The following is a 15,087-nucleotide window of genomic DNA, read 5'->3' on the forward strand; positions in this document are numbered from 1 at the left end:
CCTCTCAACTGGCGTTCTTGTGCGCCTGGTCCTGCTGGTTCAGCTTCCGCTGCAGTTCATCGATCTCACGCCGCAGCTCCTCCGGCGACTGCTCCGGCTTCGCGGGCGGCAGCTGCGCCGCGACGGGCTGCGCGGTCGCGGACGGAGCCTTGTCGGCCTCGGGCTTCCCCGCGTCGTCCTGCTCGTCAGTGCGCATACCCTTGGTCTCGGCCTTGAGGATGCGCATCGACTGGCCCAGCGAACGCGCCATCGTCGGCAGCTTGCGCGCGCCGAACAGCAGCACGATCACCACCGCGATGATGAGAATCTCCCACGGTCCTGGAGTCATGTCCGCTCTCCTGTCTCGTCCTGGCGATACTAGCGTACTCGCCTGTTCCACTCCCGCCGCGCGCGTCGCCCGAGTTCACGCGGTCAGCGCGCTGCCGTACAGGTAGACCCCAAAAGACACAAAGAGGTGTCCGGCAGACAAACAAAGAACAGGGCTTTACCGGAACACTCGCGCCGCACCACCCACCGGTCGCGGATTCCGATTGCCCGGAAGCGCCCTGGTAGGCGAGCCTGCGTCATTTTCACCGCCCCGGTCATGAATCGGATTTCGCCTTCCGCGCCTCGACCGCCACCCGCAGCGCCGCCAACCGCGCCCGCAGCAACCCCACCCGGTCACCGACCCCGCGCGACGTCGACACCACCGCACCCCGCACCCGACCCACCCGCCGCAGCAGCCCCACCAGGAACCCGGCCAGCACAACCAAGCCGACCAACAACAGCGCGCCCGCAGCCAGATACTCCATGCGCCCAGCCTATCGACGCCCGAACGACCCCGCCCCCACCAGCCGCGCGGGTCAGGTCAACCAGAGACCAGCGCGATCCGCCGCACCGCCGCGGCCGCCCGCTCCCGCAGCAACATCACCAGGTCGGCGGGCTCCTCCACCCGCACCTCACCACCGAGACCCAACAGCAACCGGACGATCCACGACGTGTCCGCGTACCGCATCACCACCCGCAACCGGCCGCCGTCGAGTTCCTCGACGTCCTCCACCGGGTAGTACTCCGACACCCACCGCGCGTCCGGCTCCAGCACCAACCGCGCCACCCGCTGGTCCGGCGCCGCCCGGAACAACCCCGTCGAGGTGTCCGTCGGCTCCGCGTACGGCGGCGGCGCCGCGGCCTCATCGAGCACGTCCACGTCATCGATGCGGTCCAGCCGGAACAGCCGCACCGCCTCCGCCCGACGGCACCACGCCTCCAGGTACCCGCGGCCCTCCACGATCAGCACCCGCATCGGGTCGACGGTCCGCTCGGTGATCTCGTCCTTCGACGCCGTGTAATAGGTGATCCGCAGCGCCCGACCCGCCCGCAGCGCCGACTGCACCACCTCACGGACCCGCGCCGTCTCCGCCGCCTCCCGCACCCCGAGCCCCACCGCGACCCCGGCAGGCTGCGCCTGGCCCGCGGCCGCCTCGATCTTGGCCACCGCCCGCCGGATCGCGTCCGCGTCCGCGACCCCCGGGGTGTCCACCAGCGCCCGCAACGCCACCAGCAGCGCCGTCGCCTCCGCCCCGGTCAGCCGCAGCGGCCTGCGCATCCCCGCGTCGAAGGTCACCGTGACGGTGTCCTCCTCGAACGAGATGTCGATCAGGTCACCCGGCCCGTAGCCCGGCAGCCCGCACATCCACAGCAGCTCAAGGTCCTTGCGCAGCTGCTTGGGCGTCACCCCGAAGTCGGCGGCGGCCTCGTCGATCGGGATGCCCGGCCGCGCGATCAGATACGGCACCAGCGCCAGAAGTCTCGGCAACCGCTCCTGCGACCCGGTCACGACGCCCCCTCCGCCACCGCGACCAGCCGCTCGCGCACCGACTTGGCCAGCACGTCCGGCTCCAGCACCAGCACATCCGCCCCGTACCCGGCGATCCAGCCCGCCGCGGTGTCCGGATAGTTCAGCTCCAACTCCAGCAGGTCGCCCGGCACCCCGTCGACCACCCGCTCCCCCACGACCTTCGCCCGCCTGCGCAGGCCCGCGCCCCGCCCGGCCGCCACCCACAGGGTCGCGGTGGCCGAGCGCGGCTGCTCCCGGTCGGTGCTGGCCACGAACCGCATCAGGTCGACGTTCTCCGGTCTGCGCACCACTCCCGGCTTGCCGACCTTGCGCACCTCGCCGACTATCCGTGACAACCGGAAGCACCTCGGCGCGTCCCGGTCCCGGTCATGGCCGACCACATACCACCGGCCCCGCCACGACACGACCCCCCACGGCTCCAGCACCCGCTCCCGCAACTCGGCGGGCGAGGGCCGCCGGTACCCGAACGACACCGCCTGACCCGCCTGCACCGCGGCGAGCAACGGCCCGAACGCGGGCTCCGACGTGCGCACCTTGGACTCCACGACCGTCGGCGCGGCCTGGTCGACGTCGACACCGGCGGCCCGCAACTTGAGCAGCGCCCCATGCGCCGCCCCGGTCAGCTCCGGCGAGTCCCACAGCCGCACCGCCAGCGCCACCGCCGCCGCCTCGTCCGGCTCCAAGTCGATCGCGCCAAGCTCGTAGTCCCGCCGCGCGATCCGGTAGCCGTCGACCGTGTCGAACATCGAGTTGCGGCCGACCTCCAACGGGATGCCCAGCTCACGCAACTCGGTCTTGTCCCGCTCGAAGGTCCGGAAGAAGGCGTCGTCGGTCGGCGCGTCGCCGTACCCGGGCACGATCCCCCGGATCCGGTCGGCACTGAGGTACTGGCGAGTGGACAGCAGGCACAGCACCAGGTTCACAAGTCGTTCGGCGCGCGCGACGGACACCAGCGCACCCTAACGCCCCTGCTCCCGCCGTGGTCAGCCGCCGTGCCCGAACACCCGTGCGAGTCCCCCGGAGGCGTCGTCCACCACCCGATCGCGCGCACCGACCACCCTCCGCGCGCGTGGGTCCCTTGTCCTTGCGTCTTTTTTGTCAGTGGTCCGCATCCTGAACCGACCTCTTTTTCTGTGGGCAACCATCCATAATCTTGATAGGACATAGTTGATTTCCAAGCCAGGGGAGTGGTTTCCTGCCGCGTGCCAGGACGCCGGGGGTCAGGGCGGGCGGATCAGATGGGTGGGGCGAGGGCTGGGTACCGGGCGAGCACGCTCGCGTCGCCGGTCACCCCGCCGAGGCCGGTCACTGGGAGTCGGTGCCAGAGGAAGAGCATCAGGTCAGACGCGGTGGCGGCCAGTTCGACGTCCCAGGGCTCGGCCGCGCCGATGAGCCGGGCGTCGTCGCCGTCGAAGCACAGGGTCCACTGGCCGGGGCCGTCGGTCTGGCGGAACCGCATCCGCTCCCCCGTCCCCGGCTCGGCCTTCCCCCGGGTCCGCCGGGCGGCGACCATCACCGCGAAGGCGTGGTCGATCGCGTCCTCGGCGAGTTCGGTGTCGACCGGCTTGGCCACCCCGAGCGCGTTAGCCGCGTCCCAGTGGTGCACGGCGGCCTCGATGGTCTGCATCCGCGCCCAGAACCCGACCTCGCGCTCCCCCGCCCAGGTCCAGACGCGCTCGGCCGGGTCGCGGTCCCGGAACAGGTCCGTCAGCGCCGCGGCGCCTTCGGCGAACCACTCGATCAGCCCGGCGGGTATCGGCCCGCGGCTCGGGCCCCGCTCCGGCGTCGGCCACCCCGCCCGGTCTGCCGGGAGGTCGAGGAAGTCGGCTCCGGCGGGATCGACCGGCTCGATGATCCGCTCCCGGACGAGGTGGGTCACGTACCGGTGCACCCAGCCCAGGTGCGCCACCAGGTCCGACACGGTCCAGTCGGGACAGGACGGCACCCACGGCGCGTCCTCGGCCGCCCCACGAGCGAGCGTCTCGAACGCCAAGACCTCACGACGGAAATGACGGACGTAGTCCATGTCGCGCTCCCCTGCGACTCATGCCGTTCCCTGGGAGCACGGTCAGCGGGAACAGCACCCTGAGCGGCGCGCCGACACGCCGAGCCCCCAGCTCTTCCAGGCGTCTTCTGTCGTTTTTCCCTTTGTCGGTTATACCTCGCCAGCACACCACCTGAGACCAACCACCTGTTATCTTGATAGCGCATAGTTGATTTAAAAGCCAGGGGAGCAGGGCGAGGTAAATGGCCCCTGAGACGCGCGAAGGGCGGGCACCGCCGGGTCCGTCCCGGCAGTGCCCGCCCTTCGGCGAGCTGGTTACAGCGAGGCGATCAGGCGTTCCACCCGCTCGTCCACCGCGCGGAACGGGTCCTTGCACAGCACGGTGCGCTGGGCTTGGTCGTTGAGCTTGAGGTGCACCCAGTCGACGGTGAAGTCACGGCCCGCTGCCTGTGCCGCGGCGATGAAGTCGCCGCGCAGCTTGGCCCGGGTGGTCTGCGGCGGGGTGTCCTTGGCCGCCTCGATCTCGCCGTCGTCGGTCACCCTGGCCACCAGGTCCTTGCGCTGGAGCAGGTCGAAGATGCCGCGACCGCGCCTGATGTCGTGGTAGGCGAGGTCGAGCTGGGCGATCCGCGGGCTGGACAGCTCCAGGTCGTGCTTGGCCCGGTAGCGCTCCACCAGCCGGTGCTTGATCGCCCAGTCGATCTCGCGATCGATCTTGGTCAGGTCCTGCTCCTCGATGGCGTCGAGGACCCGGCCCCACATGTCCACCACGCGCTGGGCCAGCGGGTCGGGCGAGCGGCGGGCGACGTGCTCGACGGCCTTGGCGTAGTACTCGCGCTGGATGTCCAGGGCGGAGGCCTCCCGCCCGCCCGCGAGCCGCACCAGCTTGCGGCCGGTGAGGTCATGGCTGATCTCGCGGATGGCACGGATCGGGTTGTCCAGGCTGAAGTCCCGGAACTGGACGCCGTCCTCGATCATCTCCAGCACCAGGTTGGCGGTGCCGACCTTGAGCAGGGTGGTCGACTCCGACATGTTCGAGTCGCCGACGATGACGTGCAGGCGCCGGTAGCGCTCGGCGTCGGCGTGCGGCTCGTCGCGGGTGTTGATGATCGGCCGGGACCGGGTGGTGGCGCTGGAGACGCCTTCCCAGATGTGCTCGGCGCGCTGCGAGAGGCAGTAGACCGCCCCGCGCGGGGTCTGCAGGACCTTGCCCGCGCCGCAGATGAGCTGGCGGGTGACCAGGAATGGCAGCAGCACGTCGGCGATCCTGGAGAACTCGCCTGCCCGGGTGACCAGGAAGTTCTCGTGGCACCCGTAGGAGTTGCCCGCCGAGTCGGTGTTGTTCTTGAACAGGAAGATGTCGCCGCCGATGCCCTCGTCGGCCAGTCTTCGCTCCGCGTCGACGAGCAGGTCCTCCAGAATCCGCTCGCCCGCCTTGTCGTGGGTGACCAGTTGGACCAGGTCGTCGCACTCCGCCGTGGCGTACTCCGGGTGCGACCCGACGTCCAGGTAAAGGCGTGAGCCATTCCGCAGGAAAACGTTCGAGGAACGCCCCCACGAAACCACCCGCCGGAACAGGTACCGCGCGACCTCGTCCGGCGACAGCCTGCGCTGCCCGTGGAACGTACAGGTCACGCCGAACTCGGTCTCGATGCCGAAGATCCGCCGCTGCATCCTCTAAGCCTAGGCGCAAAGTACGACAAGGACCGTGCGCCGTTCGGGGAGGTCCACGATGTGTTATCGAGCGCGCCGTCACCCACTGTTCATCTTGGACGTCCGTGCGGCGGCCGAAACCGGCGTCCGGTTGAATCTCCGATCATGTTCCGACGAGTTCGCCGCTCCGTGCGCAGGGTCAACCGGTTCGACCAGGACCTGGTGCGACTGAGCGCGGCGCTGCCCCGCACACCGGTCGACCAGGGGCTCAAATCCCTGACCAGGTCGGCCAACAAAGGCAGGCTCTGGTTCGCCGTCGCGGCCCTGCTGGCCTGCCGGAAGGGGCCGACACGGCGGGCGGCGCTGCGCGGGGTCGGGGCCATCGCGTTCGCCAGCACGTCGGCCAACCTGGTCGGGAAGAATTTCTTCCCGCGCAGGCGCCCCGCCGCCGACCTCGTGCCGGAGCACCGCAGGCTGACCAAGCGGCCCACCAGCTCGTCGTTCCCGTCCGGGCACTCGGCCTCGGCAGTGGCGTTCACCACAGCGGTCGCGATGGAGTACCCGATGCTGGCCATCGCCGTCGCGCCGCTGGCGGCCGCGGTGGCGTACTCGCGGGTCCACACCGGGGTCCACTGGCCCACCGACGTGGCCGCGGGGGCGGCGATCGGCGTCGGCGCGGCGTACGCGACCCGGCACTGGTGGCCGCTGGCCGCCGAGGGGCCGGGCCGGACCGCGCACGCGGCCGACCTCCCGCCACTCGGCGATGGCGCCGGGCTGCTGGTGCTGGTGAACCCGAACTCGGGCGTCGCCGGGGTCGACCCGACCGGGGAGATCGCCGCGCTGTGGCCGGACGCGACGATCGAGCACCCGCGGCCGGGGGTCGACCTGATCGATCAGCTCTCCGAGCGGCTCACCGCGGCGCCCGGCGAGTTCAAGGCCGTCGGTGTGGCGGGCGGCGACGGCACGGTCGCCGCCGTGGCAGCCGTGGCGGCGGAGTTCCAGCTCCCGCTGCTGCTGATCCCGGCTGGCACGCTCAACCACTTCGCCCGGGACGTGGGTGTGGAGACCGTGCACGAGTCGGTCGAAGCGGTGCGAGCGGGCACCGGCGTGCAGATGGACCTGGCCGGGGTGCGCATCACCGGCAGCACGGGCACCACGCACCGCTGGTTCGTCAACACCGCCAGCCTGGGCGGGTACCCGGAGATGGTGCGGCTGCGGGAGCGGCTGGAGGCGCGGAACTGGCCGAAGTGGCCCGCGGGCGCGTTGGCGCTGATCAGGACCCTGCGGCGGGCGCAGCCGATCCGGCTGGAGCTCAACGGTAGGGCGCACCTGGTGTGGATGCTGTTCGTCGGCAACGGCACCTACGCGCCCAAGGGGTTCGCCCCGACCCAGCGGCCCGCTCTGGACACCGGTCTGCTCGACGTCCGCTACGTGCGGGCCGACCTGCCGTACTCGCGGGCCCGGTTCGTGCTGGGCACGCTCACCCGCACGCTGGCGACCAGCCACGTCTACCGCCAGCACGACATGCCGAGCCTGGATGTCCGCCTCCTCGACGGCTACCGCAGGGTGGCCACCGACGGCGAGGTGGGGCCGCTGGGACAGCGGTTCGAGTTCCGCTCCCGGCCCAGGGCGCTCTCGATCTACCGCTCATGACCGGCGGGCGGTGTGTGGACGCGGTTGGAGCGGGCGCAGCCCGGTCCGACCGACATCGTCTCTGCCGCCGCGAGTCTGGCCGCGCTGCTGCGCCAGGCGCCGAGCGCGGCGCTCTCCCCTGCCGAGACAGCGCTGTTGCTGAACTGGCTCACCCGACTCTCCGACACCACTGACTCTCCGACCCCCTGAGGAGCACCTCATGACCCGCGTCGCGATCATCACCGGTGGCTCGCGCGGCATCGGCCGCGCGGCCGCGCGCAGGCTGGCCGCCGACGGTTACGCCCTCGCGATCGCGTACGCCAGCAACGCGGCGGAGGCCGAGGACGCCGTGCGGGAAGCGAAGGCAGCGGGCGGGCAGGCGGTCGCCCACCGCGCGGACGTCGCCGACGAGAACCAGGTCGCCGCCCTGTTCGACGCGGCGGAAGAGACGTTCGGCGGCGTCGACGTGGTCGTCCACGCCGCGGGCAGGCTCGTGCTGTCCCCTATCGCGGAGTTGGACCTCGACGTGCTGGACCAGTTGCACCGCACCAACATCCGCGGCACGTTCGTCGTGGACCAGCAGGCCGCGCTGCGGGTCAGGGCGGGCGGGGCGATCATCAACTTCTCGACCTCGGTGCTCGGCCTGTCGCTGCCCGGCTACGGCGCCTACGCGGCGAGCAAGGGCGCGGTCGAGGCGATCACGATGATCCTGGCCAGGGAACTGCGCGGCAAGGACATCACCGTCAACGCGATCGCCCCCGGGCCGACCGCGACCGCCATGTTCCTCGACGGCAAGGACCCCGAGACCATCGCCAGGATGACCGCGCAGCCGCCGCTGGAACGCCTGGGCGCGCCGGAGGACATCGCCGAGGTCGTGGCGTTCCTCGCCGGTCCGGCCAGGTGGGTCAACGGCCAGGTCCTGCGCGCCAACGGCGGCATCGCCTGAGCGGGCCTCAGCCGGTGGCCGCGGCCGGGGCGTGCTCGGACCACCAGGCCGCGAACAGCGGGTTCGTGTCGGTCAGCCGCGCGTAGGCGGACAGCAGCGACGCTGGCGCGTGCTCGGCCGCGTCGGCGGGCGTGTGCTCCGCGTGCCACACCAGCACGATCTCCTGGCGCAGCGGGGTGCCCGCGATGGCGCGGATGACCAGGCCGTTGCCCTCGCGGGCCACCGGCTTCGCGAGGGTGACCGCGCCCGCCTGCACCAGCGCCCGGGTGGTGGTCGAGTCGGTCATCTGGTGTTTGATCCTGGGGACGAATCCGCTCGCCGCGCAGGCGCGGACGAACGCGAGTTGCTCTGTGCCCTCCGCGACCGGTGGCACCACCCAGCTCTCCCCGGCCAGGTCGGCGAGGTCGATCTCGCCGCGGCCCGCGAGCGGGTGGGTCTCGGCGAGCGCGACGAACAGCGGCGCGGACAGCGTCACGCGGCTGTGCAGGGCGGCGGGCAGCGGGGTGCGAAAGCCCGGGTTCTCTTCCAGGATCACGAAGTCGACCTTGTGGTCGAGCACCTTGCGGACCAGCTCGGCTGGCTGCATGTCGATGTCGATGGCCGCTTCGGCGCCGCCGAGCCGCAAGGCGATCGCGGTGGCGAACAGCGGCACGATCAGGCCGGGCGGTCCGCCGACCCGGAGCTGGCCCGCGCCAACGGCCGTCCTGGTGCGCTGCTTGATCCCGGCCATCAGGTCATCGACCTCGGCGAGCAGCACGCGCGCGGTGGTCAGCACGTAGCTGCCGAGGTCGGTCGGCACCACCCCGGTGCCGGTGCGGGCGAACAGCAGTCCGCCGACGCGCCGTTCGAGCCGCTGGAGCTGGGCGGTGAGCGCGGGCTGCGACACGCCGAGCCGGACGGCGGCCTTGGACAGGCTGCCCGCGTCGGCGACCGCCCGGATCACCCGGAGATGGCGCAATTCCAGCTCGCTCACACCAGAGTTATGCCCGCTGACGAGGCGTTATGCAAATATCCGGCCACCGGGTGGGAACATACCCACAGTTCGGATCAGCGGCGTGTGAAAACGCGGGCGCCGCCGTCGTCTGAACACAGCGCCGGAAAACGCCTCGCGGACGGTCACCGGCCGCGCGGATCCACGATGCCCGCGAGGATTTTGCCGACGGCGGCGATCTTGCGGGCCGGGGTGTGCGCGGGGATGGCGCCCATGCTGCTCGCGGGCAGGGTGTCGATGCGGCGCAGCAGCCGCCGGAAGCTGTCGACCTGCCGCTGGAGCAGGTCCACGTCCACGTAGTCGCCCGGTTCGAGGCTGAGCAGGTACTGCGGCGCGGTCACCAGGGCGATGTTGGGAATCCGCTTCAGGTACAGCGGCTGCCCTTCGCCGAACTGGATGACCGGATTCGGCGCGGACACCCGGGTCGGCCCGGGCAGCGCGCCCCGCCATTCGAGGTCGACGAGCATCCGAAGCTCCGGGGTCGAGGCGTAGAGCACCTCCGGGTCGGCGTTCCCGGTGGGACCGTAGGCGCCGGTGTCGGGGTCGTCGCGGTACTCGACCGCGCCGAGGTGCTCGACGCCGAGACCGGCGACGGCCCGCCGCTGCCCGGGCCCGCCTGCCCACCACTCGGGGTGGTCGTCCAGCCAGCGGCTCATCGCCTGGCCGTGGCCGCTGGTGACCGCCGGGATGCGCAGGTGACCGGCGGCGAGCACGAACACGACGGTGCGCTCCGGCGGCCGCGCGACGACGTCGCGGGCGAGGTCGACCAGGCCGATGTGCCCGTTTTCCTCGGCGACGTTGGTTCCGTCGCTGTGGGTGACGACGAGCACGGTCTCCTCGGGCCGCCGGGTGCCTTCCACGGCCGCCCACACCGTCCGCATGGTCGCGTTCGGCGTGACGGCCGCGTTGAGCACCAGCTCCGCCCGCTCGCCGCGGTCCGCCGCCGCCAGCACCGCGTCGGCGGCGTCGCCCGCGACGAACACGGCGGGCATGTCCAGGTAGGGCAGGGTGAACGGGACGTACTGGCCGCGGGCGTTGGCGGCGCTGATACCGCGCCACGCGAACACGACGCCGCGGACCCCGGCCGAGCGCGCCCGCTTGAGCCCGAGGCCCGCGAGGGTGGCCGGGATCAGCGGGTTCGCCAACCGGCCCCATGGGTTGTCGGGGTCCCAGCTGCCCACTACCGCGCCGAAGGAAAGCTCCCGGTTGCGGACCTCGACCACGGCGATGCCCTCGCGTGCGGAGGACCAGCGCGGCAGCGGACCCCGCAGGCGGCGCAGCTGACCCTGGACACCCGCCGCGCCGGTCGTGCCCGAGTAGGGGAATGCCGACGAGATCTCCACCGGCCGCCCGGCCACGGTCAGCCGGAGATCCTCCGGAGCTGTGGGCAGATCCCACCGGGTGAAGCCGAGAACGTCCTCGTGGACCTCGACGCCAAGGTCCGCGAACTGCCCGGCGACGTGATCGACAAGCCGCTCGTGCTCTGGCGACCCGGTCAGCCTCGGCCCCAGCTTGGTCAGCAGGTCGAGTTCGGCGATCACGACGGCACGGTCCACCGGGGCAGGCTCCTCACAATTCCGCGCAGCCATCCAGGCCTGGCATTCCGCGTCGACATTACGCGGCGGCCGTGGCGCGGGCCGGGATCGCCCGCCCGCGCCACGGCGTCGTCAGGTCACGACACGGTCAGCGCCGCGTCGTCGACCGCGAACGTCGTCTGTAGCGACGAGTCCTCCGTGGCCAGCCACCGCAGCCGGATGCGCTGGCCCTTGTACGCGGACAGGTTGTAGGTCTTCTGGACGTACACCGTGCCCGCGTTCAGGTTCGAGACGGCGCCGAGCGTGGCGAGCACGGCGCCGGAGCTGTCGAGCACCTGCAGTTGCAGCTTGTCGTACTGGGTCGTGGTGCTGCTCTCCGCGGTGTCGACGCGGACCCAGAACCGGGCGCTCGCGCTCGTCGCGGTCGCCGGGATGGTCACTTCCTGGTACAGGTTCTCCGACATCGCCCGGCCGTTGCCGCCCAGGTGCGCCCACCAGGTCCCGGTGCGGGCCGGGCGGCTGGTGGAGTCGCTGATCACCGAGGTCGTGCCCGACCAGCCGGTCGCGCCGCCCTCGAAGCCGGGGTTGGCCAGCAGCTCGCGGGCGGTGCCCTGCGCGGCGACGGTCCAGGTGAACGTCGCCGCGCCGCTGCCGCCTCTGGCGTCGGTCACGGTGACCGTGACCGGGTTCGTGCCCGCCGCCGTGGGCGTGCCCGAGATCAGGCCGTTGCCTGAGCCGATGGTCAGGCCCGCCGGAAGCCCGGCCGCGGTGTAGGCGAGCTGGTCGCCGTCGGCGTCGGTGGCCTGGACCTGCAGGTTGACCGCGGCACCCACCGTGGTCGTCTGGTTGCCCGGGTTGACCACCACCGGATCGGCGTTGGTCCCGCCGCCCGCGGCGAACGCACCGTCGGTGACGACGGCGAACTTCTGCGGGCCGAACGGGACGTTGAAGCCGCGCACGCGCACCGTCCACTCCCCCGCCGCCGGGTCCGGAAGGTAGACGTTCTCCAGGTTGTTGCGCCGGTCCGGGGCGCCGCCGGTGGCCGACCAGCCGCCGACGAACACGTTGCCCCGGTAGACGGTGCCGTTGGGCGAGACGACCTCCAGGTCCAGGTCGTTGACCAGGGTGACCGCCGCGCTCACGGCCGCCTCCTTGTCCGAGTACGCCATGGTCACCTTGAGCGGCTCACCCGCGCGCAGCGTGTACTTGGTCTCGGCGACCCCGCCGGTCGCCAGGCCGGGCTCGGTCTCGTCGACGAACCTCGCCGTGCCGTCGGTGGCCCTGTCCAGGTTCACCAGGCCCCAGCCCTCATGTGGGTTGGGGATCGGCAGGTCGTTGTCGTCCGCGCCGTCGCCGTTCTCGTCCAGCAGGTCGGTCGCGCTGTTGACCAGGGTGCCCTTGACCAGCGCCGCGGACGCGGCCACGCCGTGCTTCTTCTGGTAGTAGTCGCGCACGACCGAGGCTCCGCCCGCGGCCAGCGGGTTCGACATGGACGTCCCGCTGAAGTACTTGTAGTCGTCGGTCAGCGGGAAGCCGTAGCCGTCGTGCTGCGGCGCGTTCGTCTCCGGGTTCGCGGCCGGGTCGTACTGCTGCTGGTACATGTCCGAGTAGCCGGACAGGATCCAGGACCCGGGCGCGACCACGTCCGGCTTGATCCGGTTGTCGTCGGTCGGGCCGCGACTGGAGAACGCGGCGACCTGCTGGGGGTTGCCGGTCTGCGGATCGGACCTGATCGGGTCCATCGGGTAGTCGTGCGGCCACCAGTCACCCCAGGTCGGGATGATGTTCTGGCCGTTGACCTGCTGGCAGGACCGGTTGGCGAAGGTCGCCTGCTCCTTGGAGGTCTGTGGCGGGTAGGTCAGCGCCGCGTCGCACGGGTACTGCGCCTTGCCGTTTTCCGACGCGCCGACAGTGAGCACGTTCTTCGCGGTGGCAGGGGCGCCGATCGAGTCATTGTCGATGACGCCGTCGCTGTTGGCGTCGGTGCCCTCGTTGGCTGCCGAGAAGCTGACCAGCATGTCCCGGTGGGTGTTGACGAAGCGGTCGGCGGACTGGGCGGTGTCGGTGTACTGCCCGGCCGACGCCGAGCCCCAGGAGTTCGAGTGGATCCGGGCGCCGTCGTCGTAGGCCTGCTGGAAAAGCCGCCCAAGGTCGTCGGGGATGCCGAGCAGGTAGTACCCGTCGGGGTACTGGTTGGCGCAGGTGTTCTGCATGTCCACGTAGTCCTCGACGGCCTGGAACACCAGCCGTGAGGCGTAGGCGGCGGATTTGCCGCGGCCGTCGGCAGCGCCGTCGCCGACGGCGGAGACCGCGACGTGCGTGCCGTGGCCGCTGTCGACGTCTTCCGCGCCGTTGCCCCGCACGTCGTAGCAGCCCGGCGCGTCCGGGGCGACCAGCGCCCGAACGGCCTGGATACGGGCTGCGGGGATGTCCGGGTGCGCGGTCTCCGCTGTTCCGCCGCCGAGACCGGTGTCGGCGACGGCGACGGTCTGCGTCGAGCCGTCGTAGCCGCGGTTGTTGGCCTCGGTGGCCTTCATGATCGTGCCCGCGGCCGTCTCGTTGTGCTTCTCCGGGATGCGGAACCTGTCGACGGACGCGACGTCCTCGATGCTCGCGATCCTGGTGATCTGCCCGGACTCCGCGGCGAGCAGCAGGCCGCCGTCCTCGGCGCTGCTGACCACCGCGCCCGTCGACTCGGCGGCGCGCCTGATCGCGGCGAGGTCGGCGCCGCGCTCGGCGCGGACCTTGTAGACGGCGGGCTTGCCCTCGTCCACCTCGGCCTTGGCGTCCAGGCTGACCTTCCAGGCGGGCTGGAAGCGGCCGACCCACCGCACGCCGGGCAGCAGCTTCGCCCGCTGCGCCTGCCCCGGGTTCATCCGGACCTTGAACGCGTAGTCGGGGATGTACTCGACGATTCGGCCGCCCAGCGCGACGATCCCGACCTTCCACTCCTCCCGCACCGGGCCAGCGAACTGGATGATGTGGCTGCCCCGCTCGCGCGCCGCGAGCGGCCTGGCCTCGAGTCCGGTCGGCGCGTCCGGCATGTCGCCGGGCTGGAACTCGCCCGCCACCAGGCGGATCGGGGGGTCGTCGGACTTCTGGTCAGGCTGTGCGGCGCCCGCGAGACCGGGGACGGTCAGCACGGCGCCCACCAGCACGGTCGAGACGACGAGTGTGAACACTCGACGCCTCGGCGTCGCACTGAGCATCGGGTTCCTCACATTGTGCGGGTTGACGACTCTGGCATTCCCGGGCAGATCCACTCCGGCCATCACCATGCCCTCACGGGACACGGGAAACGACCAGTCGAGCCACCTGACCGGGTGAACCACTGCCGGGCGGGACTATGTCTGGCGGCCCGAGGGCCCGCCCTGGCCCCACCGTCGGAAACATCGTCACGACCTGCGGGAACGCTTCGCTCGACCCCGCGCCCGCGACCAACGAGCGGAGAACTGTGACGCGCGACACATTTCTCGATCGGACGATCACGGCCGAACGGCCCAACCGGGCCGGGCGATCGGCCGCCCCCTCCCAGGTCCGCAATGGACTGTCCACAGCGGAGCCCCGGAGGACCCGCGATGGAGTCCGAACGCGCCTGGGCCGCTGACCCACATCGGACGTGGTGTCAGCGGCCCAGGCACGCGGCTGTGCTGCGGGCTACTCCGGCGGGGTCTCGTCCGATGCCGGGGGCAGTTCGACGTCCTCGACCGGCTTCGCCTCGGGTTCGGCGGGCAGCAGCGCGGTCAGGGCGGCGCCCTCGATACGGCGGAACGCCCGCGGCGGCCGGGTGCGGTCGAGGACCGCGACCTCCAGCTTGGCCAGCGCGGCCGCGGCGGTGTCGCCGTTGCCCGCCGGGGCGCTGCCCGACCCGGCGGCGAGCGCCTTCACCGCGAGGCGGACCGCTTCGGCGAGGGCGTGGCCTTCCTCGAAGGTCTCCTTGAGCGAGGCCACGATCGGGTCGGTCTGGCCGCCCATCACCAGGAACTGCGGCTCGTCGACGATCGAGCCGTCGTAGGTGAGCCGGTAAAGCTGGTCCTGCGCGGCGGTGGCGCCCACCTCGGCGACGCAGATCTCCACCTCCATCGGCTTGACCTGCTCGGTGAAGATCGTGCCCAGGGTCTGCGCGTAGACGTTGGCCAACTGGCGGGCGGAGACGTCGCGTCGGTCGTAGGAGTAGCCCCACAGGTCCACGTGGCGGATACCGCCCCGGCGCAGGCTCTCGTACTCGCTGTAGCGGCCCGCGGCGGCGAAGCCGATGCGGTCGTAGATCTCCGAGACCTTGTGCAGCGTCGCCGACGGGTTCTCGGCGACGAACAGCACTCCGTCGGCGTACTTGAGCGCGACGACGCTGCGGCCCCGGGCGATGCCCTTGCGGGCGTACTCCGAGCGATCGCGCATCAACTGCTCGGGCGAGGCGTACAACGGCATCGTCACGGGGCAGGCTCCTTACTCTCCACGGTCAGGACATTTTCGCGGTCAGGGAAGTCC

The 15,087-nt window shown here is 71.5% G+C and carries 13 protein-coding genes; 2 read left to right on the plus strand and 11 right to left on the minus strand.

What is annotated here, in order from left to right:
* Positions 1–4: 4 nt before the first annotated feature.
* The 6 genes from tatA to pafA all read right to left on the minus strand — a co-directional run bounded on the left by tatA (position 5) and on the right by pafA (position 5,516).
* Positions 5–328: a Sec-independent protein translocase subunit TatA gene (gene tatA / locus BLS56_RS00580; RefSeq protein ID WP_091446962.1), complete on the minus strand. Its 324-nt coding sequence runs from the start codon at positions 326–328 to the stop codon at positions 5–7.
* A gap of 253 nt (positions 329–581) precedes the next feature.
* Positions 582–791, minus strand: coding sequence for a hypothetical protein (locus BLS56_RS00585; protein ID WP_091446963.1), 210 nt, complete (start codon positions 789–791; stop codon positions 582–584).
* A gap of 56 nt (positions 792–847) precedes the next feature.
* The gene (locus tag BLS56_RS00590; RefSeq protein WP_091446967.1) at positions 848–1,816 is read right to left on the minus strand and encodes a helix-turn-helix transcriptional regulator; all 969 of its coding nucleotides are present in this window, start codon (positions 1,814–1,816) and stop codon (positions 848–850) included.
* On the minus strand, positions 1,813–2,787 hold the full coding sequence (locus BLS56_RS00595; protein ID WP_091446970.1) for a helix-turn-helix transcriptional regulator: 975 nt from the start codon (positions 2,785–2,787) through the stop codon (positions 1,813–1,815). Before BLS56_RS00595 ends, BLS56_RS00590 begins: the two co-directional genes overlap by 4 nt.
* 284 nt (positions 2,788–3,071) lie before the next feature.
* A complete protein-coding gene (locus BLS56_RS00600; RefSeq protein WP_091446971.1) occupies positions 3,072–3,863 on the minus strand; it encodes a maleylpyruvate isomerase family mycothiol-dependent enzyme in 792 nt (263 codons plus the stop codon).
* A gap of 294 nt (positions 3,864–4,157) precedes the next feature.
* On the minus strand, positions 4,158–5,516 hold the full coding sequence (pafA, locus tag BLS56_RS00605) for a Pup--protein ligase (RefSeq protein ID WP_091446974.1): 1,359 nt from the start codon (positions 5,514–5,516) through the stop codon (positions 4,158–4,160).
* A 144-nt stretch (positions 5,517–5,660) separates the two neighbouring features.
* Here pafA and BLS56_RS00610 point away from each other — a divergent pair, with 144 nt between their 5' ends.
* Positions 5,661–7,148 carry a bifunctional phosphatase PAP2/diacylglycerol kinase family protein gene (locus BLS56_RS00610; RefSeq protein WP_091446977.1) on the plus strand — a complete coding sequence of 496 codons (1,488 nt, stop codon included), beginning with the start codon at positions 5,661–5,663 and terminating at the stop codon, positions 7,146–7,148.
* On the opposite strand, the gene BLS56_RS31125 is transcribed toward BLS56_RS00610, so the two are convergent.
* Positions 7,136–7,300: a hypothetical protein gene (locus BLS56_RS31125; RefSeq protein WP_175482592.1), complete on the minus strand. Its 165-nt coding sequence runs from the start codon at positions 7,298–7,300 to the stop codon at positions 7,136–7,138. The two genes, BLS56_RS00610 and BLS56_RS31125, sit on opposite strands and share 13 nt — an antisense overlap.
* Before the next feature lie 47 nt (positions 7,301–7,347).
* Between BLS56_RS31125 and BLS56_RS00615 the strand changes: the two genes are divergently transcribed.
* Positions 7,348–8,073, plus strand: coding sequence for an SDR family oxidoreductase (locus tag BLS56_RS00615; RefSeq protein WP_091446978.1), 726 nt, complete (start codon positions 7,348–7,350; stop codon positions 8,071–8,073).
* A 7-nt stretch (positions 8,074–8,080) separates the two neighbouring features.
* On the opposite strand, the gene BLS56_RS00620 is transcribed toward BLS56_RS00615, so the two are convergent.
* From BLS56_RS00620 to prcA, 4 genes are all read right to left on the minus strand, one after another.
* A complete protein-coding gene (locus BLS56_RS00620) occupies positions 8,081–9,046 on the minus strand; it encodes a LysR family transcriptional regulator (protein WP_091446981.1) in 966 nt (321 codons plus the stop codon).
* Positions 9,047–9,189: 143 nt separating this feature from the next.
* The gene (locus BLS56_RS00625; RefSeq protein WP_091446982.1) at positions 9,190–10,620 is read right to left on the minus strand and encodes a hypothetical protein; all 1,431 of its coding nucleotides are present in this window, start codon (positions 10,618–10,620) and stop codon (positions 9,190–9,192) included.
* 116 nt (positions 10,621–10,736) lie between these two features.
* Complete coding sequence (locus tag BLS56_RS00630) at positions 10,737–13,781, minus strand: S8 family serine peptidase (RefSeq protein ID WP_139190446.1); 3,045 nt, start codon at positions 13,779–13,781, stop codon at positions 10,737–10,739.
* A gap of 475 nt (positions 13,782–14,256) precedes the next feature.
* Entirely contained in the window at positions 14,257–15,033 is a 777-nt protein-coding gene (prcA, locus tag BLS56_RS00635) for a proteasome subunit alpha (RefSeq protein WP_091446987.1), read from the minus strand.
* Positions 15,034–15,087: the final 54 nt, after the last annotated feature.

The sequence above is a fragment of the Actinokineospora iranica genome (assembly GCF_900101685.1).
In the GTDB taxonomy this organism is placed as follows: Bacteria; Actinomycetota; Actinomycetes; order Mycobacteriales; family Pseudonocardiaceae; genus Actinokineospora; species Actinokineospora iranica.